Here is a 20,193-nt window from a genome sequence, read left to right on the forward strand (position 1 = left end):
GCAGAAAGGAGCACCCCGCCATGTGGAAGATCGCCCTCAGCGCGGTGGGCGCGGCCGTGGCCGCCCTCGCCATGTCCCGCGTCCTGCCCGACGTGAAGCGCTACATGCACATCCGGTCCATGTGAGGCCGAACGGGTAGGCCGTCACGGGCCCGGCGGCGTGGCGGGCCGCCCGCCCCGGGCGCCGGGCCTTCAATGGAGCCGCGTGAGCCGCCGGCACCGCCCACCGGGCTCACCGGGCTCACCGGGCTCACCGGCAGCCGGGTCCGGCCGGCACCCGCACACCGGAGAAGAGACCGATGCACGAGATGTCCATCGCAATGGCGGTGGTGGAGCAGGTCGAGGAGGCCGCCGCCCGGCTCGCGGACGGCACCGAGGCGGCGCCCTCGGCGCAGTCCGTCCACCTGGAGGTCGGCGAACTCGCCGGTGTCGTGGCGGACGCCCTCGCCTTCAGCTTCGACCTCGCCTGCGCCGGCACCGTACTGGAGGGCGCGGCCCTCATCACCGAGACCGTCCCGGGCCGGGCCCGCTGCGCGCGCTGCGTGCGGGACTGGCCCACCGGCATGCCACCGCGGCTGAGCTGTCCCGGCTGTGACAGCGCGGCGACGGAGCTGCTGTCCGGACGTGAGCTGCGGATCACCGAGGTGCGGTGGGCCGAGCAGCGCCGGCCGGCCGCCACATTCCCCGAGGAGCGCTGAGCGCCATGTGCAAAGTGACCGATCTGCGACAGTCCGTACTCGCCAGGAACGACCGCGGCGCACAGGACCTGCGGGAGGAGCTCGTCGCGCGCGGAACCGTCATGGTGAACCTGCTGTCGAGCCCGGGCAGCGGCAAGACCGCGCTGCTCGAGTCGGAACTGGGGCTGGCCCGGCTGCGCGGGGTGCCGGTGGCGGCGCTCACCGCCGACCTGGCCACCGAGAACGACGCGACCCGGCTGGCCCGCTCCGGTGCCCCGGTGCGGCAGGTGCTCACCGACGGGCTGTGCCATCTGGAGTCTGCGATGGTGCGCTCGCACGTCGACTCGTGGCTGCCGGAGGGCACGCACCTGCTGTTCGTGGAGAACGTCGGCAACCTCGTCTGCCCCGCCTCGTACGACCTCGGCGAGTCGCTCCGCGTGGTGTTGGCCTCGGTCACCGAGGGCGAGGACAAACCGCTGAAGTACCCTACGGCCTTCGGCCTGGCGCATCTGGTGGTCGTGACCAAGCACGACATCGCCCAGGCGGTCGGTTTCGACGAGCCGGCCTTCCTCGCGGCCGTCGCCCAGGTCAACCCGGGTGTGGAGGTGGTCGTCACGTCCTCGCGGGACGGTGAGGGCGCGGGTGTGCTGCTCGAGCGGGCGCTGGCCGTGCACGCGGGCGCCGCGGTGCACCGCCCGGTGATGGCGCGCACCGCCGTGGACCACGGAAACCCGCACCCACACGGGCACGGACATACGCACCCGCACCCGGACCCGCGCGAGGACGGCGCCGGGGACACCCACTCCGTGGGCCACACACACTGATGCCGGGTCAGCCGGGGCCCGCGGCCCGGACCGCGCAGCGCCGCCAGGTGCTGGTCCGGGGGGTCGTGCAGGGGGTCGGCTTCCGGCCGTTCGTGTTCGGCCTGGCCCGTGAGCTGGGGCTCGCGGGCCATGTCGGCAACACCGGCGACGGGGTGGTCGCCGAGGTCGAGGGCGCTCCCGGCGCGGTCGCGGCCTTCTGTGACCGGATCGGCTCCGAGGCGCCGCCGCTGGCGGTGGTGGAGTCGGTGTCCCACCGTCCCGTCCCCCTCGCGGGCGGCACGGACTTCACCATCAGCCCCTCGCGTCCCGGCGGCGCGGCCTCCCGCACCCTGGTCTCCCCCGACACGGCCACCTGCGAGGCGTGCCTGGCCGAGCTGCGCGACCCCGCGGACCGCCGCCACCGGCACCCGTTCATCACCTGCACGCACTGCGGGCCGCGCTTCACCATCGTCACCGGCCTGCCGTACGACCGCCCCAACACCACGATGGCCGGCTTCCCGATGTGCGCGAAGTGCCGGGCCGAGTACGAGGATCCCGCCGACCGCCGCTTCCACGCGCAGCCGGTCTCCTGCCACGACTGCGGTCCCCGGCTGCGGCTGGTCCTGCCCGGCGCGGACGGGGTCGGCGGCGCGGGGCAGGAGGGCGAACCGGTCGCGCTGGCACGGCGGCTGCTGGCGGCGGGCGCGGTCGTCGCGGTGAAGGGCCTGGGCGGCTACCACCTGGCCTGCGACGCGGGCAACGAGGAGAGCGTACGACTGCTGCGCACCCGCAAGGACCGCGGCGACAAGCCGTTCGCCCTGATGGCGCGGGACCTCGCGGACGTCGAACGGCTGGCCCACCTCGGCCGAGCGGAGCGGGCGTTGCTCACCGGCACCCGCCGGCCGATCGTGCTGCTGCGGCGGCGGCCGGGGGTGCGTGAGGTGGCGGAGGCGGTGGCACCGCGGGTGGCCGACCTCGGGGTGATGCTGCCGTACACGCCGCTCCACCATCTGCTGCTGGGGCTGCCGTGCGATCCCCCGGGACCGCGGCTGCTGGTGATGACCAGCGGCAACCTGGGCGGTGAGCCCATCGTCACCGACGACGAGCAGGCGCTGGAGCGGCTGGCGGGCCTGGCCGACGCGTGGCTGACGCACGACCGGCCCATCCATGTGCCGTGCGACGACTCGGTGGTGCGGATCTGCGACGGCGAGGAACTGCCCGTGCGGCGCTCGCGCGGCTACGCGCCGTTCCCGGTGCCGCTGCCCGTGCCGGTGGCGCCGGCACTGGCCGTGGGAGGCGACCTGAAGAACACCTTCTGCGTGGGCGAGGGCCGGCACGCCTGGCTGTCGGCCCACGTCGGCGACATGGACGACCTGGCGACCCTGACGGCCTTCACCGACGCCGAACGGCAGTTGGAGGCGATCACCGGGGTCAGGCCCGTGCTGCTGGCCGCGGACCGGCACCCCGGCTACCGCTCGGTCGGCTGGGCGCGGCGATCCGCGGGCGACCGGCCGCTGCGGCAGGTGCAGCACCACCACGCCCACGTCGCGGCGGCGATGGCCGAGGCGGGGCTGGACGGGACGCGCCCGGTGATCGGCGTCGCCTTCGACGGCACCGGCCACGGCGACGACGGCGCGGTGTGGGGCGGCGAGTTCCTGCTCGCCGGCTACGACGGCTTCCGGCGGCCCGCGCATCTGGCGTACGTGCCGCTGCCCGGCGGGGACGCGGCCGTGCGCCGCCCGTACCGGATGGCGCTCGCGCACCTGTGGGCGGCCGGACTTCCCTGGGCGCCGGACCTGCCGTGCACGGCCGCCTGCCCGGAGGACGAACGGGTCGTGCTGGCCACCCAGCTGGAGCGCGGGCTGCACTGCGTCCCGACCTCCAGCATGGGCCGGCTCTTCGACGCCGTCGCCTCGCTGACCGGGGTGTGCCACGAGGCGGGGTACGAGGCACAGGCCGCCGTCGAGTTGGAGGCCGCGGCCGTGGCGGCGGGCGGTCTGCCCGCCGAGGGCTACTCCTTCGCGCTGCGCGCCGGCGCCGGCGGGGCGACCGCCTGCGACCCGGCCCCGGTGCTGGCGGCCGTCGTCGCCGACCTGGGCGCGGGCGTGCCCGCCGGGGTGATCTCGGGGCGCTTCCACCGGGCGGTGGCCGACCTCGTGCGGCGGGTGTGCGCCGCCGTGCGGGAACACGACGGCATCACGACGGTGGCGCTGAGCGGTGGCGTCTTCGCCAACGCGCTGCTGTCCTCAGCCTGCGCACGGGACCTGCGCACGGACGGGTTCACGGTGCTGCGCCACCGGCTCGTACCGCCCAACGACGGAGGCCTGGCGCTCGGCCAGCTGGTCGTCGCCGCCCGTGGCCTCCCCCACCATCCACAGCGAGGAGACAGCTGATGTGCCTGGCGGTACCCGGCAAGGTGCTGGAGATCGAGGAACGTGACGGCACCAAGATGGCGACCGTCGACTTCGGCGGCGTGGTGAAGGACGTGTGCCTGGAGTACCTGCCCGACCTGCGGGTCGGCGAGTACGCCATCGTCCACGTCGGCTTCGCGCTGCAACGGCTCGACGAGGAGTCGGCGCGGCAGACGCTCGCCCTCTTCGGGAACCTCGGGCTGCTGGAGGAGGAGTTCGGCGACCCCTGGAAGCAGGCGGCCGCCGAGGTGGCAACGACGGCGGAGGCGGACAACAGGTGAAGTACATCGACGAGTTCCAGGACCCGGAGCTGGCCCGGAGACTGCTGGACGACATCCACGCGACGGTGACCAGGCCGTGGGCGCTGATGGAGGTGTGCGGCGGCCAGACCCACACCATCATCCGGCACGGCATCGACCAGCTCCTGCCGAAGGCGGTGGAACTCATCCACGGCCCCGGCTGCCCGGTCTGCGTGACCCCGCTGGAGGTCATCGACAAGGCACTGGAGATCGCCTCCCGCCCCGGGGTGATCTTCTGCTCCTTCGGTGACATGCTGCGCGTCCCCGGCACCGGGCGCGACCTCTTCGGCGTCCGCGGCGAGGGCGGTGACGTACGCGTCGTCTACTCCCCGCTGGACGCGCTGCGGATCGCCCGGGAGAACCCTGACCGCGAGGTCGTCTTCTTCGGCATCGGCTTCGAGACCACCGCCCCGCCCAACGCGATGACCGTCCACCAGGCGCGGAAGCTCGGCATCGCCAACTTCAGCCTGCTGGTGTCCCACGTCCGCGTCCCCCCGGCCATCGAGGCGATCATGCGCTCCTCCGACTGCCGTGTGCAGGGGTTCCTGGCGGCCGGTCACGTGTGCAGCGTGATGGGGACGGAGGAGTACCCGGAACTGGCGGAGGGCTTCGGCGTGCCCATCGTCGTCACCGGCTTCGAGCCGCTGGACATCCTGGAGGGTGTGCGCCGCGCGGTGCACCAACTGGAGCGCGGTGAGTACCGGGTGGAGAACGCCTACCCGCGCGCCGTGCGCCCCGAGGGCAACCCGGCGGCCAAGGCGATGCTCGCGGACGTCTTCGAGGTCACCGACCGCTCCTGGCGGGGCATCGGCGTCATCCCCGCAAGCGGCTGGCGGCTGTCGGAACGCTACCGGGAGTACGACGCGGAGCACCGGTTCTCCGTGACCGGCATCACCACGAAGGAGCCGGCCGCCTGCCGCAGCGGCGAGGTGCTGCAGGGCCTGATCAAGCCGCACGAGTGCGAGGCGTTCGGCGGTGTCTGCACGCCCCGCACCCCGCTCGGCGCCACGATGGTCTCCAGCGAGGGGGCCTGTGCCGCGTACTACCTCTACCGCCGGCTCGGCGGGACCAGCGCACCCCTGGAGGCGAGCCCCGTTGGCTGACATCGCCAAGACCCTCGCCGCGCCGGACTTCTCCGGCTGGACCTGTCCGGCGCCACTGCGCGACCAGCCGCGGGTGGTGATGGGCCACGGCGGCGGAGGCACGCTGTCGTCGGAACTCGTCCGGCACGTCTTCGCCCCCGCCTTCGGCGGCGAGGTGCTGGCCGGTCTCGCCGACTCCGCGGCCGTGACGCTGGGCGGGGCCCGGCTGGCGTTCTCCACCGACTCCTACGTGGTGCGGCCGCTGTTCTTCCCCGGCGGCAGCATCGGCGACCTCGCCGTCAACGGCACGGTCAATGACCTGGCGATGAGCGGGGCCAGGGCGGCCTATCTCTCCTGCGGCTTCATCCTGGAGGAGGGCGTGGAGATGCCGCTGGTGGCGCGGGTCGCCGAGGCGCTCGGCGCGGCCGCGCGCACCGCGGCGGTAGAGGTCGTCACCGGCGACACCAAGGTCGTCGAGGCCGGTCACGGCGACGGGCTGTACGTCAACACCGCGGGCATCGGGCTGATCCCGGACGGCGTCGACATCCGCCCGCAGCGTGCCGCACCGGGCGACGTGGTCATCGTCAGCGGGGAGATCGGCGCGCACGGCGTCGCGGTGATGAGCGTGCGCGAGGGCCTGGAGTTCGGGGTCGAGATCGAAAGCGACACGGCGGCACTCGGCGGGCTCGTCGAGGCCGTGCTGCGCGTCACGACGGACGTGCACGTGCTGCGCGACCCCACTCGCGGCGGTCTGGCGGCCGCCCTCAACGAGATCGCAGCCGCCTCGGGGGTCGGTGTCGTCCTCCAGGAGCGGGCGGTGCCCGTGCCGCCCGCGGTGGCCAACGCCTGCGCGGTGCTCGGGCTGGACCCGATGTACGTCGCCAACGAGGGCAGGCTCGTCGCCTTCGTGCCCCGCGCGGTCGCCGAGGAGGTGCTGGCCGCGATGCGCGCCCATCCGCTGGGCGCGAGCGCGGCCGTCATCGGCGAGTGCGTTCAGGACCACGCGGGCATGGTCGTCGCCCGTACGGGCCTGGGCGGGACGCGCGTGGTGGACCTGCCGCTGGGCGAGCAGCTGCCGCGCATCTGCTGACCGCCCCGGCTCCGGCCGGCCCGCGGACGCGGACCGGCCGGGCACGGCCCGCGCACCGCACCGCCGCATCTCGGCGAGCACCCCGGGAGCACGGCGTGGCATTCCGGCATCCCGCCGAGCGGAGCGGCGACAAAGACGAACGGGGCCGGTTCGAGCGGCTCGCCGACGCCGCGTCCAACTTCACCGCGTCGCCGCTCTTCTGCGGCGTCTGCCTGCTCCCGGCGGCCGGCTTCCTCGTCGTCCACGCCCTCCAGCCGCCCTTGAACTGGCAGCTGTCCGCCGCGGATCTGACGACGGCGGTCACCCTGCCGCTGCTCGCCCTCCTCAAGAACGCCGAAAGCCGCGCTGCGTGAGGCGACCGGGCTCCACAAGGACGCGTGATCGCCCCGGGCTTTTTGATTGTCCGTCAATAATCCTGTTGCACAAGAGATCTGTCGTTCCATCACCTGTTTGCGGGTAGGCCGGGACACTTTCGCGGTTGACTGGGCACATGGCGTGTGACCTGCGGTGACCGGCCGGCCCCGGCCCGCGTGGGGCCGCGTTCGGCGCTGTGTGCGCCGCCTTCGAGTGGCAGGCCCCACGGGGTCCTGTTTTGCTCCGCGTGGAGCCGACCGCCCTGGAACCGCTCCTCTCCCTGTCCGTTCGACCTGGAGCTGCCTCATGCCTACATCACGCGTACTTGGCGGCGTCGCCATGGCCGCGGCCGTCTTCGGTCTCACTGTTCCCACAGGCTCTGCCTCCGCCAGCGACTTCTCCGATGCGTGGGTCGCCCCCTACTACGCCGTCCCCGGAATGCGGCTGACGGTCATGACCACGGCCTGCGGCCGTGACGCCAACTACTCCAAGGGCCAGTCCGAAGCCGGCGGCCAGGTCAACCTGCTGCCCCTGGGCGGGGGCGGCCTGCTGGCCGGCAGCTTCCGGGTGCCGAAGCACACCCGGCCGGGCTGGTACACCGTGACGCTGCGGTGCCCGCCGCGCATCCAGGTCAAGGCCTCCTTCCGGGTGGTCCGCGGATTCGCTCACGGGTTCTCCGGCCTGGACTGCGACGACTTCGGTCCCGTCGGCCGGCGGTCCGCCAAACGCTGACCCCCGGTGCACGAATCTTCGGATCGCCGCCCCGGCCGCCGGGAGGGATGACGGTGGCGCGGCCGGGGCGGCGGGGGGCACCGGCACCGGACCGCGGGTGAAGGTCCGGGAGACGCTCTCGCACCGATCTTTTTCACGCTTCCGGGTGGCGGTCGGCGTCCGGACGGAAGAGTGTGGAGAAAAGAGGGGGCGCGCGGCCCGCGAGGCGGCGCCGAGGCGGTGGCGGCGCGTGAGCGAGGAGACGGACATGCGAGAGAACGAGATGGGTGACGCGGTCTACCAGCCGGACGGGTCAGAGGTGCAGGACGACGCCGGGCTGCTGGAGCCTGAGGACACTCTGGACTACCACGGCGTCGACCAGATACTCGACGAGGGCTACTCACCGCCGGAGCGGCCCTGGGCGGTGAACAAGCCCGCCACCACCGCGGCGGGCCGCCTGCGGGGCGAGACGCTCGACGAACGCCTGGCCGAGGAGCTCCCGGACCTGCCGATCCCCGAGGGGGACGGCATCGGTGACGCCTGGGACACCGACGGGGAGCTGATCGACGGCGAGGTGGGCGGGCCGCGCGCCGGGCGGCTGGTCGCCCCCGACGAGGGCGCGCACTACGACATCGATGGCATGGTCGCCCAGGACATCGGCATCGACGGGGCGGCCGCCTCCGCCGAAGAGGCCGCGATGCATCTCGTTCCCGAGTCCGAGGAGTACTGACCCCGCCCACCGCTCGCGCGGCTCACACCGCCGGGGGGCGTTCCTTGCGCGTGCCGGGCCCACCGCCGGCCGCCGTCCCGGGCGCGGGCCGCACACCGCACTGCAGGGGCGGGCCGCCGATGGCGCAGTAGTGCTTGCACGGCGGGGCCGGCTTGACCGGCTCTTCCAGGGTCTCGCGGAGCACATCGGAGCGGATGCCGAGCCAGGCCAGGAGCGAGCCCACCGCCAGCATCCCGGCGCAGATCACGACGGCGATGCGGAAGCCCTGCCCGAAGGCGGCCGGGTCCTCGTAGTCGTCGCCGGAGAGCCCGGCCATCAGCGGCAGGGCCGCCACCGCGAGCAGGCCCGCCGCACGCGCCACGGCGTTGTTCACGCCGGAGGCGGTGCCCGCGAGCCGTACGTCGGCGGCGCCCAGGACGGTGGCGGTGAGCGGGGCGACCGTGGTCGCCAGGCCCAGGGCGAAGACGCACACCGCGGGCAGGACGTCCGCGACGTACGAGGCGTCCGCGCCGATCCGCAGCATCAGCAGCAGGCCGACGGCGGAGATCGCCGGGCCCACCGTCATGGGGATGCGCGGCCCGATGCGCTCGGCGAGCCGGCCCGCGCGCTCCGATAGCGCCAGCATGATGACGGTGACGGGCAGCAGCGCCGTCCCGGAGGCCAGGGGGGAGTACCCGGACTCGGTCTGCAGCTCCAGTACGAGGAAGAAGAACACGCCGCCGAGCGCCGCGTAGACCGCGAAGGTGACCAGGTTCGCGGCGGTGAACTGGCGGTTCGAGAAGAGCCGCGGCGGCAGCATCGGGTGTGCGCTGCGCCGCTCGGTCACCACGAACCCGGCGAAGGCGGCCAGGCCCACGACGCCCGAAACGCAGACGGCCGCGATGTCCGGGTGACTTCCCCCGGCGGCGATCAGGGCGTAGGTGACCCCGGCGAGGCCGACCGCGCCGAGCACCGCGCCCGCGACGTCGAAGCCTCCGGTGACGCTCTCGTCGCGGCTCTCCGGGACGTGCCGGGCGGCGACGGCGATGACCAGGGCGGCGAGCGGGAGGTTGATGAAGAACACCCAGCGCCAGCTGACGGCGTCGACCAGCCAGCCGCCGAGCAGCGGCCCAAGCGCCCCCGCGATGCCACCGAGGCCCGACCACACGCCGATCGCCCGGGCCCGGTCCTGGGACGCGAAGGACGCCTGGATCAGGGCCAGCGAGCCGGGGGTGAGCAGCGCCCCACCGACGCCCTGCAGGGCGCGGGCGCCGATCAGCAGCTCGATACCGGGGGCGATGCCGCACAGCAGGGAGGCCAGCGCGAACCAGACCGTGCCGATCATGAAGATCTTGCGCCGCCCGAAGCGGTCGCCGAGCGAGCCTCCCAGCAGGATGAGCGCGGCAAGAGTGAGGGTGTAGGCGTTGATCGTCCACTGGAGGCCGGCGAGCGTGGCGTCGAGGTCCTTGCCGATCGTCGGGAGGGCGACGTTGACGACGGTGCCGTCGAGAAGGGTCATGCCCGATCCCAGGACCACCGCCGAGAGGACCCATCGCCCGCTCGCCCCGCCCAGCGTCAGCGTCCCGGCCCGGTCCGTCGCGCTCGCGGCTTCCGTCATCGCAGCCTCCGCCATCCCCCGCCGTCCCCCGCGGGTCCTCACCGAATCTACTCCGGGGGGCGGGGCGCCGCGTGACAGCCGGGCGCGTCCGCACGCCGTGCCCCGTCGGCGCACACCCGGACCGAGGGGTACGGGCGCGGGCCAACGTGTTCCCCCTGACCCGCGCCCCCGGCGTGCCGCGGCCGGGCCGGCAGATGCGTACGGCGTCCTCGCTTCGAAGGTGCCCTCTCCGCGCCGGCGCCAGGGCGGCCGGTGCGGCACCGGTGCCGGTGCTCCCGGCCGGGTGAGCGTAGTGGGAAAGGGTCGGGTGATGTGACGAAGGGGCCCGCCGGCGCCGTGAGGAAGCACCATGGCACACAGCCCCCGGCCGAAGCGGGGCCGGGGCCAGGCCGGGGGCGGCGTGGCCGTGCGGTCGCCGCAGCGCGCTCTGGACCGGCACCGGCTGCGGCACCTGCTGGACGCGGTCGGCGCGGTCAGTGCCGACCTGGACACCCGGAGTGCCGCGGCGCATCGTGGCGGCGGCCGCCGACCTCGCCGCCGCGCGCCACCAGCCTGCGCCCGCCGGGCGACTCACGTGATCCCGGCGGGACACCGCGACCGAGACGAGAGTCGCCCGGCGGCGGGGACCCTGGCGGGCAGTCGCCCTCAGGCGGCCTGCCGCGGCGGAAGGAAGGCGCCCGCGCTCTCCGGTGCGGGCCACGGGGTCACGGTCTCTCCGGCGACGAGCCAGCCGTGGGCACCGCCCCGCTTCAGGCGCAACTCGTAGAGGAAGGGCGCGGCGGTGTCGCTCATGCGACGGTAGAGCAGCGCCGTCGCGTACTCGCCCTGGTCCTCGGCGTGCAGGATCTCGTACTCGGTGGACAGGGGCGCCTCGCCCGCCTCACCGCGGGCGGCGAACTCCGCGAAGACCTCTTTGCGAGGGGCGGCCGCGATGGTGCCCTCCCGGGTCGGGAACAGGATCGCCATGTCGTCCGTGTAGAGCTCCTCCATGGCGTCCATGCGGTAGTTGCTTCCGTCGTGCACGACGCGCGAGATGAACTCCCGCATGTCATCGGTGATGGCACTCATAGCCGTTCCTCAGCTTCGTGTTGGGTTCCGCGGCAGCTCACGGGGGCGGACAGCCTGCGGAGCGCGGTGTGGTGACAGGGCAGGGCCGGAAAGGACTCCGAGCTGTGTTCCCGACGGGGTCGGGCCCTGCCCGGTACGACGAGCAGCGAATGTTCGACGTACGGCGAACAAGCTAACACGGCGGGCTCCGGTGCCGGCGTTTCACGAGAGCGTGACGGTGCTCTCACCGTGGAGAAACACACGGTGTCACGCGAATTCCGAATCCGATGCGTGACTCTTGCCACCCGCACACCTTTTCCGGCCACTGTTATGCGGGGGTATGGTCGCAGACAAAGTTCGACGACTGCCGAACGACCCGGAGGCCGCGCTCGCCTTCGCAGGTGAAGTGCTCATGCGCCGCCGGGCCTCGCGGCACCGGGTCCAGCAGTCTCGATTCCGGAGATCGCGGTCCGCCGGGCCGCGTCCGCACCTTTTCCCGGCGCGGGCGCCGGGAGCGAGGCACAGCGTCCCGTTGGCACTTGGGGGCAGGCAAGCGATCGGCTGGGCTGCTCCACGTTTTCTGAAATCGGGAGAAAAGAGCGGAGTGAGTGACGCATGACTGACCAACCGAACAAACTCAGCCGTCGACGGCTGCTGCACGCCATGGGTGCGCTGGGTGCGGGGACCGCCGCGGCGGCCATGGCATCCGGGGTCGCCGGTGCCGCTGAGGCCGTCACGACAACGGATGCCTCGGCCGCGCGCCTGTCCATGCCGTCGGCAGGCCACGGGGCGGTCGTCCCCATGCGATTGCACGTGCCGGAGCGCATGCTGCAGGACCTGCGGCGGCGGCTGGACATGACGCGCTGGCCGGCCGAAGAACTCGTGGACGACTGGACGCAGGGGGCACCGCTGTGGCGGGTCAAGCGACTTGTGGACCACTGGCAGCGGCATTACGACTGGCGCAGGGTGGAAGCGCTGCTCAACCGATTCGGCCAGTACCGCACCGTGATCGACGGCGTCAGCATCCATCTCCTGCACGCCAGGTCACCTCATCGCGACGCGATGCCCCTCATGCTCACGCACGGCTGGCCCGGCTCGATCCTGGAATTCCGCAAGGTGATCCGGCGCCTCACGCATCCCACGGAGTTCGGTGGATCCCCCCGGGACGCCTTTCATGTGGTCACCCCCTCCCTCCCGGGGTTCGGTTTCTCCGACGAACCGGACGAGCTGGGCTGGGGCCGTGTGAGGACGGCGAAGGCCTGGGCCGAGATCATGCCCCGCCTCGGCTACGACCACTACCTCTCCCAGGGCGGGGACTGGGGCGCGGCGGTCAATGTGCAATTGGGGGTGCTACGTCCCAAGGGGCTGCTGGGTATTCACCTGAACTTCCCTCAGATCGTCCCTCCTGACCTCGACCTGAACCATCTGACCCCCGAGGAACGGGTGGCGATGAGCCAACTGGAGGCCCAGCAGAAGAACGAGATCGGATATCAGCTCGAAATGATGACCAGGCCCCAGACCGTGTCCTACTCCCTGGCCGACTCCCCGGTCGGGCAGGCTGCCTGGATCTACGAGAAGTTCGGGGTCTGGACCGACAGCAACAGGAATCCCGAGTCGATTCTGACCATGGACGAGATGCTGGACGACATCACCTTGTACTGGCTGACGAATACAGCGGAGTCGGCCGCGCGCTTCTACTGGGAGAACTCGGACATCACCATGAACGCCGTCAGGATCGACGTGCCCATGGGTGTCACACTGTTCCCCAAGGAGTTCTACACGCCGCCCCGCGCCTGGGCCGAGAAGGCGTTCCCCAACCTCGTCTACTGGAACAAGGCGAGCAAGGGCGGTCACTTCGCCGCCTTCGAACAGCCGCAGATCTTCGCGGAGGAAGTGCGCAGGTTCGGCAGGCTGTTCCGCTGAGGCCGCGGCGCCCGCACGGTCCGGGTCGGCGCCGGGGTGGTGCCGGGGTGGTGCCGGGGTGGCGCCGGTGGCGAGGTGGTCTACCTGCTGCTGGCCGCGCGCTGTTAGAGGAATGCGGTTACCGGGCGGGTGGGCCCGGTTGACCGCCGCCCTCGGTTCGCCCCGTAACTTCACGGCCCTGGCCTTGAGGACCGTGAGGCCACATCGGTCGGCTCACGTCCCGGACGCGAGCGTCCATGGGCGCCTCCGCTCGGCAGCCGGTGACCGGGATGCCGGTCGTCGGCCCGGGCGGAGCACGTCGTCCATACCGCCGGGAAGTCCGGGGCGGAAGATTTCGGGCGAAGGACGTCGGGGGCGTCGCCGTCCGGCAGCGACGCCCGGCCGTCCGTCGCCGACGGCGCGGCGCGAAGGTCGGACAGCAGGGCACGGCGGTACGCCGGGCCGCGCCGTCGGATGCCGTCCCATGCCGTCTCCGGGCGATCCCTCCGCGCGGCAGCGCGGAACCGCCCTCCTCCTCGACCGGCTGTGAACGGCCGGCCCCAGGCGGCGGCGACCGGGCATCCGGTGCGTCGCCGGAAGCGCTACCGCTTCCGGCGCCCGCCGGATGTCACGGTGTGGGGCCCTCGTACACGTCGTCATTGCGGCCCTCGGCGAACTCCCACCACGACAGCGGCAGCCAGTCGCCGTCCACGAAGGCGTCGACGGAGGAGCCCATCCCGCTGATGGCCACGCGCGTGCCGACCGGGTACACCGTGCCGGACAGGCCGGGTATGGGGACGAGCAGCGTTCCTGAGCGCTGGGCCATTCTTCCCGCCTTTCCTCGCGGCCAATCCGCAAATAGCCATATTTAGGTGAAGAATAGCTGGCTTGTCTCGTACTGCCCAAGGGGGGAGCATGAGAAATAGGTCACGTAAGCCATGAATCAGACACCAATCGGAGGTGTCCACGTGAAGGCCGTCGTCTACAAAGGACCGTTCGAGGTAGCCGTCGAGGAAGTTGACAATCCGCGCCTGCAGCACCCCAACGACGTGGTGGTCAGGGTGACGTCCACCGCGATCTGCGGCTCCGACCTGCACATGTACGAGGGCCGGACCGCCGCGGAACCCGGCATCGTCTTCGGCCACGAGAACCTGGGAATCATCGACCAGGTCGGCGAGGGGGTCACCACCCTCAAGCAGGGCGACCGTGTGGTCATGCCCTTCAACGTCGCCTGCGGATTCTGCAAGAACTGCTCGGCGGGTTTCACCGGCTACTGCCTGACGGTCAATCCGGGGTTCGCCGGAGGCGCTTACGGCTATGTGGCCATGGGCCCCTGGCCGGGCGGTCAGGCGGAATACGTGCGCGTACCGTACGCGGACTTCAACTGCCTGAAACTGCCGGAGGGCACCGCCAGCGAGAACGACTTCGTGCTCCTGGCCGACATCTTCCCCACCGGTTACCACGGCTGCGAGCTCGCCCAGGTCTCCCCCGGCGAGAGCGTCTCGGTGTACGGCGGCGGCCCCGTCGGGCTGATGGCCGCGTACTCGGCGATGCTGCGCGGGGCGGCCAAGGTGTTCGTCGTGGACCGCGTGCCGGAGCGGCTGCAGAAGGCCGAGGAGATCGGCGCGGTCCCGATCGACTTCACCAAGGGCAGCCCGGTGGACCAGATCAAGGAGCACACGAAGGGCGAGGGCACCGACAAGGGCGTCGACGCGGTCGGCTACCAGGCCCAGGCCGGCGGCGCGGGCCGCGAGGAGCCCGCGGCGGTGCTGAACTCCCTGATCGACACCGTGCGCCCCACCGGCGCCCTCGGCATCCCCGGCCTGTACGTGCCCTCCGACCCCGGCGGGCCGGACGAGCAGGCCAAGAGCGGGCGGCTGCTGGTCGCCGTCGGCCGGCTCTTCGAGAAGGGCCTGCGGCTGGGCACCGGGCAGTGCAACGTCAAGCGCTACAACCGGCAGCTGCGCGACATGATCATCGAGGGTCGCGCCCGTCCGAGCTTCGTGGTCTCCCACGAACTGCCCCTGACGGACGCGCCGTCGGCGTACGAGAAGTTCGACAAGCGGATCGAGGGCTACACCAAGGTCGTCCTCCACCCCGGTCAGGGCTGACCGGATCCGACGGACCGCGCCCGGGGCCCTAGCGGCTCTGCGGGTCCTGGGCGTCGTACGGCCCGGAGGGGCTGACCTCTTCCAGGGTGTACGTGTACAGGTCGAACTCCACCAGCCCGTCCGCGTGCGTGGTGACCCGCGGCGGACGGGTCCCGGAATACCGTGAGGCGATGACGTCGGCGACCCTGTGGGCGGTCGCCGCGTCCGCCGCGGCGATGCGCACGTAGGCCACCCCCGGTTCGTACAGCGGTCCGAGTTGTCCGGTCATGCTGCTCCCCTTGTCCCGTCCGTCCGGCGGATTACCGCTGGAGACAGCCCGTCGGTCGTCGCGGTTGCCCGCGCGGGCTGGGTTCACTCGAAGATGTCAATCCGGGGGCTCACGAGAGCAGGAAGTCGGCCTTCCCGTCCTTGGCGCCCTCGATGAACATCCTGATCTCCTGGTCCGTGTAGATGAGGGCCGGCCCGTCGGGGTCGGTGGACTGCCGCAGCGCGACTCTGCCGTCGGCCAGTTTCATGGCTTCCACGCAACTTCCCCCGTTGCCGCCGCTCCACGGCTTGTGCCAGCCCTCGGTGCCGAGGTCGAGGGCGCGCATGCCGTTGTATATGCGGTCGTCCATGTGTGTCAGATCTCCTTGCGGATGCCATCGAGGATGGCTGCGGTGCTGTGTGCGGGCGCGGCTTGCGCGCACATCCGGTCCAGGGCCTGGAGGAACGCCGAGACGTCGTCCACGTCGTCCAGGTAGGCGGCGCCCACCAGGCTCTCGGTGAACACGACGTCCGGCAGCTCGCGGATCTGGAACCGGAAGATGTGGAATGGCCCGTACATCGCCGGGTGCGGCCCGGCGTCGAAGGGCATGATCTGCAGTCGCACCCGCGGTGTCTCGCACGCCTCGGCCAGCCGGTCCAGCTGGGCACGCATGACGCCGGGACTGCCGATGGGGCGGCGCAGCACGGTCTCGTCCATCACCACCCACAGCAGGGGGGCGTCCGGCCGGGCGATCAGCGCCTGCCGCTCCTGCCGGAGCGCGACCAGGCGGTCGATTTCCTCCGTGGACGCTCCGGGGCGGCCCGCCCTCAGCACGGCGCGCGCGTAGTCCTCGGTCTGGAGCAGCCCGGGGACGTAGTGCGGCTCGTAGGCGCGGATGATCGCGGCCTCGCCCTCGAGGCTGACGAAGGCACTGAACCAGGACGGAAGAACGTCGCGGTAACGGTGCCACCAGCCGGGGCGGTTGCCCTGCCGGGCGAGGTCGACGAAGGTCGCCGCCTCGGCGGCGTCGACGCCGTACAGCGCCAGCAACTTCTCCACGTACGGGATGCGCAGGCCGACCTCGGCCTTCTCCATGCGGCGCACCGTGGCATGAGTGACATCCAGCTCGCGCGCGGCTTGCTCGTACGAGTAGCCCGCCTTCTCCCGCAGGTCATGGAGGCGTTTGCCGAGAATCACGCGGAGAACGGTCGGCGCCCCGCTCGCCCTCGCCTCACCCACGCTGCAACTCCCGCATGGCAGCAGTGTGCCATGTCACGAATGGAACCCACACCCTGCTACTGGCGATTGTGCAATTTGCAGAATGACCCTTGCCTTCTGTGTAAGCAGTGGCCATAGTTACCGGTGTGCTCTTTGCCATCAGCGCCCGGGACACCTTCCGGCTCCGACTGCCGGCGCAGGCTTCCTCCGTCGGCGTCGCACGGCGTCAGGTGCGCTCCGCGCTGAGCAGATGGGGCCTGGTGGGGCTGGGCGACGACGCCGGCCTCGTGGTGAGCGAACTCTTCACCAACGCCGTGGTGCACAGCGGCAGCGACCACGTCGCGTGCCTGCTCTGGACGGCGGCCGGCAAGCTGCACATCGAGGTCGTCGATGAAGGGCGCGGGCCCGCCGGCCCCCTGGCGCGCACGGCCGCCGACGGCGACGAGAACGGCCGCGGGCTCGCCCTCGTCGCCCATTTGGCCGAAGGCTGGGGTGTCCGGCCACCGGCTCACGGAACCGGTCGCGCGGTGTGGGCGACCCTCTCCTGCGCCCGTCCCGAGGCGGTCCGGCGCAGCGGTTGAACGCCGGGCGACCTCCGGTCGGCGCCCGCGGGAAGGGTGGCCTTCGTCGCGGCTCGCCGTATTGGGATGGTGGCACCCCGCGTCCGGGCATAGGCTTCTCCCGACGGAAAGGCCCCGGGGGAGCACCAACACCCCCTGCCTCCGCCCCGGGAGGAACCGCCCACCGCGATTCCCGCCCGGTTCCGCAACCGGCGCCACCGCGTCCGCTCAGCCATCAGCCCGACCGGGCGGTCGGCGTCCGGCAGCGGCCGGGCCGGCGTCCGGCTCACCCGACACGAAGGAGTGCGCGGTGACACCCGAGAAGTCAAAGCGGAACCAGCTCAGCAAGGAGCCCGACGATCAGCCCGCGCAACAGCGGGAGGTGCGGAACCTGGACGTCTGGGCCAGGTCGGCACCGATCCGACTGGCCGGCTACGAGGACGATCTGAACGAACCGCACATCCTGCGCGGCATCGACTGACCCTCCGGCACGGCCGGTTCACGGGCCGTACGGGCAATGAAGCCCGTGCGGCCCCTGCCGTGTCCCGCCGCCTGACCCGCCGCGTCCGCCGCGCCCATGACGCGGCCGCCCGGCGGCTCGATGGCGTACAGGTCCAGCACGTCGGGCGGCACGGCACGGCCCGGTCCCCCGGCGCGCACCCAGGCGACGATGTCGTCCACGGCTCCGGGGTCGTTGACCAGGCCCAGCCAGACCGGGCGGCCGCCGGCCGCACGTCCCTCCGGGGAGGGCTGCACGACCACGACGTTCGCCTGCCCGCACACGTCGAGGCACTCGGTGACGCGCACCCGGCAGACCCCGGCGAGTTCCCGCCGGAGCCGGTCGAGTTGCGCGTCGTGGTCGACGCCGGGGACCTTCTCGGTACCGCAGCAGCAGTCGCGGCAGACGCTCACCGTGCAGGCGCCCCGCCGCAACACACCGACGCTCACGTGAAGGTGATCCGCACGCCCACGGTGCCTTCACGACCGCGGCGCAGCCGGCTGCCGAACAGGGTCAGCCGGCCGAGCAGCCCGTACTTGCGGGCGACCAGGGAGCGGTAGCGCTCGGTCTCCTGCGGTCCGAGGATCTCGGCCCGGGCCGGCACCTGCTCCCCGGTGGGGTTGCCGCGTACGTCGCAGGGGCCGACCAGCACGTCGGAGCGGTTGCGGATCCGCTTGACCTTGCCGGAGCCCGCCGCGGTCCACACGCCGAGCGCCGCTCCGTCGCGGACCACCCACACCGGGGTGGGCACGGTACGGCCGTCCCGCCGATACGTGGTGACCAGTAGGTACTTGCCCGCCGCGAGCCGGGCGGACGCGCTGTCCTCGATCATGCACCAAGGCTACGCGGGAACGGCCTCCAGGGCCGGTGCGGGAAGCGTTTTACCCAGGCACACACTGAGCGGACTGTCCTTGTAGTGGCCGAACTTGGCCACCGGCGTGTAGCCGCAGGAGGCGTAGAGGGCGATCGCCTCCGGCTGCATCCGCCCGGTCTCCAGCACCATCCGGGTGCGGCCCGCCGCGGCGGCGCCGGCCTCCAGCGCGGCGAGCATCCGGCGCGCGAAGCCCCGGCCGCGGGCCTGCGGCACCACGTACATCCGCTTGACCTCCGCATCCCCGTCCTCGAAGCCCTCGGGGGAGGCGTCCTGGCCGCGCCAGCCGCCGGTCACCACGGGAGCGCCGTCGAGGTAGCCGACCAGGAACTCGCCCCGCGGGCCGTCGAAGTGGTCGGCGTCCATCGCGGTCTCGTCGGGGCCGCCGTACCGCTCGACGTACTCCTGCTGCACCTGCTCGGTCAGCAGCACGGCGTCGGGGTGGTCATAGCGCGTCTTACGGATCTCCACCCGCACATCGTACGGGTGTGCGGCCTACGACCCGGTACGGGCACCCTCCGGCGGCCCGGTATCGTCCCCGTCATGCTCACCGTGACCACCGTGAACGTGAACGGGCTGCGCGCCGCGGCCAAGAAGGGCTTCCTCCCCTGGCTGGAGTCGACCGCGGCCGACGTGGTGTGCCTGCAGGAGGTCCGCGCCGAGGCCGCGCAACTGCCCGAGGAGGTCCGTGCCCCCGTGGGCTGGCACGTGCTCCACGCCCCGGCGGCCGCGAAGGGCCGGGCGGGGGTGTCCCTCTACTCGCGGCGGGAACCGTCCGCGAGCCGGATCGGGTTCGGCTCGCAGGAGTTCGACGGCTCCGGGCGCTACGCGGAGATCGACCTGCCCGGCGTGACGGTCGCCAGCCTCTACCTCCCCTCCGGCGAGGTCGGCACGGAGCGGCAGGAGGAGAAGGAGCGCTTCATGGCGGCGTTCTTCGAGCACATGGTCAAGCTGCGGGAGAAGGCGGCCGCCGACGGGCGCGAGGTCCTGATCTGCGGCGACTGGAACATCGCGCACACCGAGCGCGACCTGAGGAACTGGCGGGCCAACCAGAAGAAGGCCGGCTTCCTCCCCGAGGAGCGGGCGTGGCTCTCCCGCATCTACGACGAGGCCGGGTACACCGACGTCGTGCGCCACCTCACCCCGGAGGGCGAGGGCCCCTACACGTGGTGGTCGTACCGCGGCCGCGCCTTCGACAACGACTCCGGCTGGCGCATCGACCTAGTTTGCACGACGCCTCGTATCGCAGCTACGGCAGTCAGTGCGGTCGTGGAGAGGGCAGCAAGCCATGCCGAACGCTGGTCCGACCACGCTCCGGTGACGGTCACCTTCGACTTCTGAGCCTGCAGGGGGTCAGCGGTAGGGCCCCCTGAAGTACACAGACAAGAGCCCCAACTTCCCTGTCCAGCTTGGAAAGTTGGGGCTCTCTTGCGTGCCTACTGCTCCCGCCGGTGCTCGTGATCACGCGGGCATGTGGCCGTGCACGGAAGCGCGTCCTTTGGGAACCGGAGGACACCGGACACAGGATCGCGATGCCCCCCGTAGCGCGTCCACCAACCCACTCCCCCGTCCCGGTACGTCTCCGGGAGCGGGTGCTCCTCTTCACTCACTCGAACCCCCTCGCGGCCACGACGACCACGCGGTCGAGCGCGTCCGACAGCAGTGGCACGAAGGCCGCCAACTCCTCGACGGTCGGTTCCCCTTCCAGCACCGCCCGCACGACGGCAGACAGTGTGTGGGCAGCCTCAATGTCCCGCATGTCAGCGAGTGCTTCGAGGTGGCCGCCGGGGGCCGCGATCACGTAAACGGCCTTGCCATTGCTCTCCCCGACGTAGCGGGGCTCATCGTCGCCGTGGATCACGCGGCACCCCCAGAAAGCCAACAGCTAAAGTTCGCCATAGCCGAACCTCCGATGTTCGGTCAGGCCCCGAGATGCGCCATTGCCCGGCGCGCTCGGGGTCGTCTTGTTGCGGACCCCGGTCTAT

Annotated in this window: 24 protein-coding genes and 1 pseudogene; 15 read left to right on the forward strand and 10 right to left on the reverse strand. The window is 72.0% G+C overall.

Features of this window, described 5'->3' with window-relative positions; translation table 11 throughout:
• The first annotated feature begins 20 nt into the window (after positions 1-20).
• The 10 genes from AC3EUJ_RS14620 to AC3EUJ_RS14665 all read left to right on the forward strand — a co-directional run bounded on the left by AC3EUJ_RS14620 (position 21) and on the right by AC3EUJ_RS14665 (position 8,156).
• Positions 21-125, forward strand: a complete 105-nt coding sequence (locus tag AC3EUJ_RS14620; protein WP_431961628.1) for a DUF6893 family small protein — start codon at positions 21-23, stop codon at positions 123-125.
• 173 nt (positions 126-298) lie between these two features.
• Entirely contained in the window at positions 299-697 is a 399-nt protein-coding gene (locus AC3EUJ_RS14625) for a hydrogenase maturation nickel metallochaperone HypA/HybF (RefSeq protein WP_431961629.1), read from the forward strand.
• A 5-nt stretch (positions 698-702) separates the two neighbouring features.
• Complete coding sequence (hypB, locus tag AC3EUJ_RS14630) at positions 703-1,500, forward strand: hydrogenase nickel incorporation protein HypB (RefSeq protein WP_431961630.1); 798 nt, start codon at positions 703-705, stop codon at positions 1,498-1,500.
• Entirely contained in the window at positions 1,500-3,872 is a 2,373-nt protein-coding gene (gene hypF, locus AC3EUJ_RS14635; protein WP_431961631.1) for a carbamoyltransferase HypF, read from the forward strand. Before hypB ends, hypF begins: the two co-directional genes overlap by 1 nt.
• Positions 3,872-4,171, forward strand: a complete 300-nt coding sequence (locus AC3EUJ_RS14640) for a HypC/HybG/HupF family hydrogenase formation chaperone (RefSeq protein ID WP_431961632.1) — start codon at positions 3,872-3,874, stop codon at positions 4,169-4,171. Before hypF ends, AC3EUJ_RS14640 begins: the two co-directional genes overlap by 1 nt.
• Positions 4,168-5,292, forward strand: coding sequence for a hydrogenase formation protein HypD (gene hypD / locus AC3EUJ_RS14645; RefSeq protein ID WP_431961633.1), 1,125 nt, complete (start codon positions 4,168-4,170; stop codon positions 5,290-5,292). The genes AC3EUJ_RS14640 and hypD overlap by 4 nt, the downstream gene beginning before the upstream one ends.
• 79 nt (positions 5,293-5,371) lie before the next feature.
• Positions 5,372-6,361 carry a hydrogenase expression/formation protein HypE gene (gene hypE / locus AC3EUJ_RS14650; RefSeq protein WP_431961667.1) on the forward strand — a complete coding sequence of 330 codons (990 nt, stop codon included), beginning with the start codon at positions 5,372-5,374 and terminating at the stop codon, positions 6,359-6,361.
• A gap of 95 nt (positions 6,362-6,456) precedes the next feature.
• Positions 6,457-6,714, forward strand: coding sequence for a hypothetical protein (locus AC3EUJ_RS14655; RefSeq protein WP_431961634.1), 258 nt, complete (start codon positions 6,457-6,459; stop codon positions 6,712-6,714).
• Positions 6,715-7,021: 307 nt separating this feature from the next.
• A complete protein-coding gene (locus AC3EUJ_RS14660; RefSeq protein ID WP_431961635.1) occupies positions 7,022-7,447 on the forward strand; it encodes a hypothetical protein in 426 nt (141 codons plus the stop codon).
• A gap of 247 nt (positions 7,448-7,694) precedes the next feature.
• Complete coding sequence (locus tag AC3EUJ_RS14665; protein WP_431961636.1) at positions 7,695-8,156, forward strand: DUF5709 domain-containing protein; 462 nt, start codon at positions 7,695-7,697, stop codon at positions 8,154-8,156.
• Positions 8,157-8,178: 22 nt separating this feature from the next.
• Here AC3EUJ_RS14665 and AC3EUJ_RS14670 read toward each other — a convergent pair whose 3' ends face one another.
• Positions 8,179-9,753: an MFS transporter gene (locus AC3EUJ_RS14670; protein WP_431961637.1), complete on the reverse strand. Its 1,575-nt coding sequence runs from the start codon at positions 9,751-9,753 to the stop codon at positions 8,179-8,181.
• Between the two features lie 645 nt (positions 9,754-10,398).
• Entirely contained in the window at positions 10,399-10,821 is a 423-nt protein-coding gene (locus tag AC3EUJ_RS14675) for a hypothetical protein (RefSeq protein WP_431961638.1), read from the reverse strand.
• A 594-nt stretch (positions 10,822-11,415) separates the two neighbouring features.
• Between AC3EUJ_RS14675 and AC3EUJ_RS14680 the strand changes: the two genes are divergently transcribed.
• Entirely contained in the window at positions 11,416-12,723 is a 1,308-nt protein-coding gene (locus AC3EUJ_RS14680) for an epoxide hydrolase family protein (RefSeq protein WP_431961639.1), read from the forward strand.
• Between the two features lie 607 nt (positions 12,724-13,330).
• Here the strand turns inward: AC3EUJ_RS14680 and AC3EUJ_RS14685 are convergent.
• Positions 13,331-13,528 (reverse strand): hypothetical protein, encoded by a 198-nt coding sequence (locus tag AC3EUJ_RS14685; protein WP_431961640.1) that lies wholly within the window; start codon positions 13,526-13,528, stop codon positions 13,331-13,333.
• A gap of 142 nt (positions 13,529-13,670) precedes the next feature.
• Between AC3EUJ_RS14685 and AC3EUJ_RS14690 the strand changes: the two genes are divergently transcribed.
• Complete coding sequence (locus tag AC3EUJ_RS14690; RefSeq protein ID WP_431961668.1) at positions 13,671-14,813, forward strand: glutathione-independent formaldehyde dehydrogenase; 1,143 nt, start codon at positions 13,671-13,673, stop codon at positions 14,811-14,813.
• Between the two features lie 28 nt (positions 14,814-14,841).
• On the opposite strand, the gene AC3EUJ_RS14695 is transcribed toward AC3EUJ_RS14690, so the two are convergent.
• The 3 genes from AC3EUJ_RS14695 to AC3EUJ_RS14705 form a co-directional block, all read right to left on the reverse strand.
• A complete protein-coding gene (locus AC3EUJ_RS14695; protein ID WP_431961641.1) occupies positions 14,842-15,081 on the reverse strand; it encodes a hypothetical protein in 240 nt (79 codons plus the stop codon).
• A gap of 109 nt (positions 15,082-15,190) precedes the next feature.
• Complete coding sequence (locus tag AC3EUJ_RS14700; RefSeq protein WP_431961642.1) at positions 15,191-15,430, reverse strand: DUF397 domain-containing protein; 240 nt, start codon at positions 15,428-15,430, stop codon at positions 15,191-15,193.
• 5 nt (positions 15,431-15,435) lie between these two features.
• On the reverse strand, positions 15,436-16,257 hold the full coding sequence (locus AC3EUJ_RS14705) for a helix-turn-helix domain-containing protein (protein ID WP_431961643.1): 822 nt from the start codon (positions 16,255-16,257) through the stop codon (positions 15,436-15,438).
• A 167-nt stretch (positions 16,258-16,424) separates the two neighbouring features.
• On the opposite strand from AC3EUJ_RS14705, the gene AC3EUJ_RS14710 reads away from it, so the two are divergent.
• Positions 16,425-16,859 (forward strand): ATP-binding protein, encoded by a 435-nt coding sequence (locus AC3EUJ_RS14710; RefSeq protein ID WP_431961644.1) that lies wholly within the window; start codon positions 16,425-16,427, stop codon positions 16,857-16,859.
• A 289-nt stretch (positions 16,860-17,148) separates the two neighbouring features.
• The gene (locus AC3EUJ_RS14715; protein WP_431961645.1) at positions 17,149-17,319 is read left to right on the forward strand and encodes a hypothetical protein; all 171 of its coding nucleotides are present in this window, start codon (positions 17,149-17,151) and stop codon (positions 17,317-17,319) included.
• A 113-nt stretch (positions 17,320-17,432) separates the two neighbouring features.
• On the opposite strand, the pseudogene AC3EUJ_RS14720 reads toward AC3EUJ_RS14715, so the two are convergent.
• From AC3EUJ_RS14720 to AC3EUJ_RS14730, 3 genes and pseudogenes are all read right to left on the reverse strand, one after another.
• Positions 17,433-17,786: pseudogene (locus AC3EUJ_RS14720) on the reverse strand ((2Fe-2S) ferredoxin domain-containing protein); the annotation flags it as partial.
• Complete coding sequence (locus AC3EUJ_RS14725; protein WP_431961646.1) at positions 17,783-18,169, reverse strand: PPOX class F420-dependent oxidoreductase; 387 nt, start codon at positions 18,167-18,169, stop codon at positions 17,783-17,785. The pseudogene AC3EUJ_RS14720 and the gene AC3EUJ_RS14725, both read right to left, overlap by 4 nt.
• A gap of 9 nt (positions 18,170-18,178) precedes the next feature.
• A complete protein-coding gene (locus tag AC3EUJ_RS14730) occupies positions 18,179-18,679 on the reverse strand; it encodes a GNAT family N-acetyltransferase (protein WP_431961647.1) in 501 nt (166 codons plus the stop codon).
• Positions 18,680-18,751: 72 nt separating this feature from the next.
• Between AC3EUJ_RS14730 and AC3EUJ_RS14735 the strand changes: the two genes are divergently transcribed.
• Positions 18,752-19,549 (forward strand): exodeoxyribonuclease III, encoded by a 798-nt coding sequence (locus AC3EUJ_RS14735; protein WP_431961648.1) that lies wholly within the window; start codon positions 18,752-18,754, stop codon positions 19,547-19,549.
• Between the two features lie 265 nt (positions 19,550-19,814).
• Here AC3EUJ_RS14735 and AC3EUJ_RS14740 read toward each other — a convergent pair whose 3' ends face one another.
• Positions 19,815-20,069, reverse strand: a complete 255-nt coding sequence (locus AC3EUJ_RS14740) for a hypothetical protein (RefSeq protein WP_431961649.1) — start codon at positions 20,067-20,069, stop codon at positions 19,815-19,817.
• Positions 20,070-20,193 lie beyond the last annotated feature (124 nt).

The organism is Actinacidiphila sp. bgisy160, assembly GCF_057707815.1.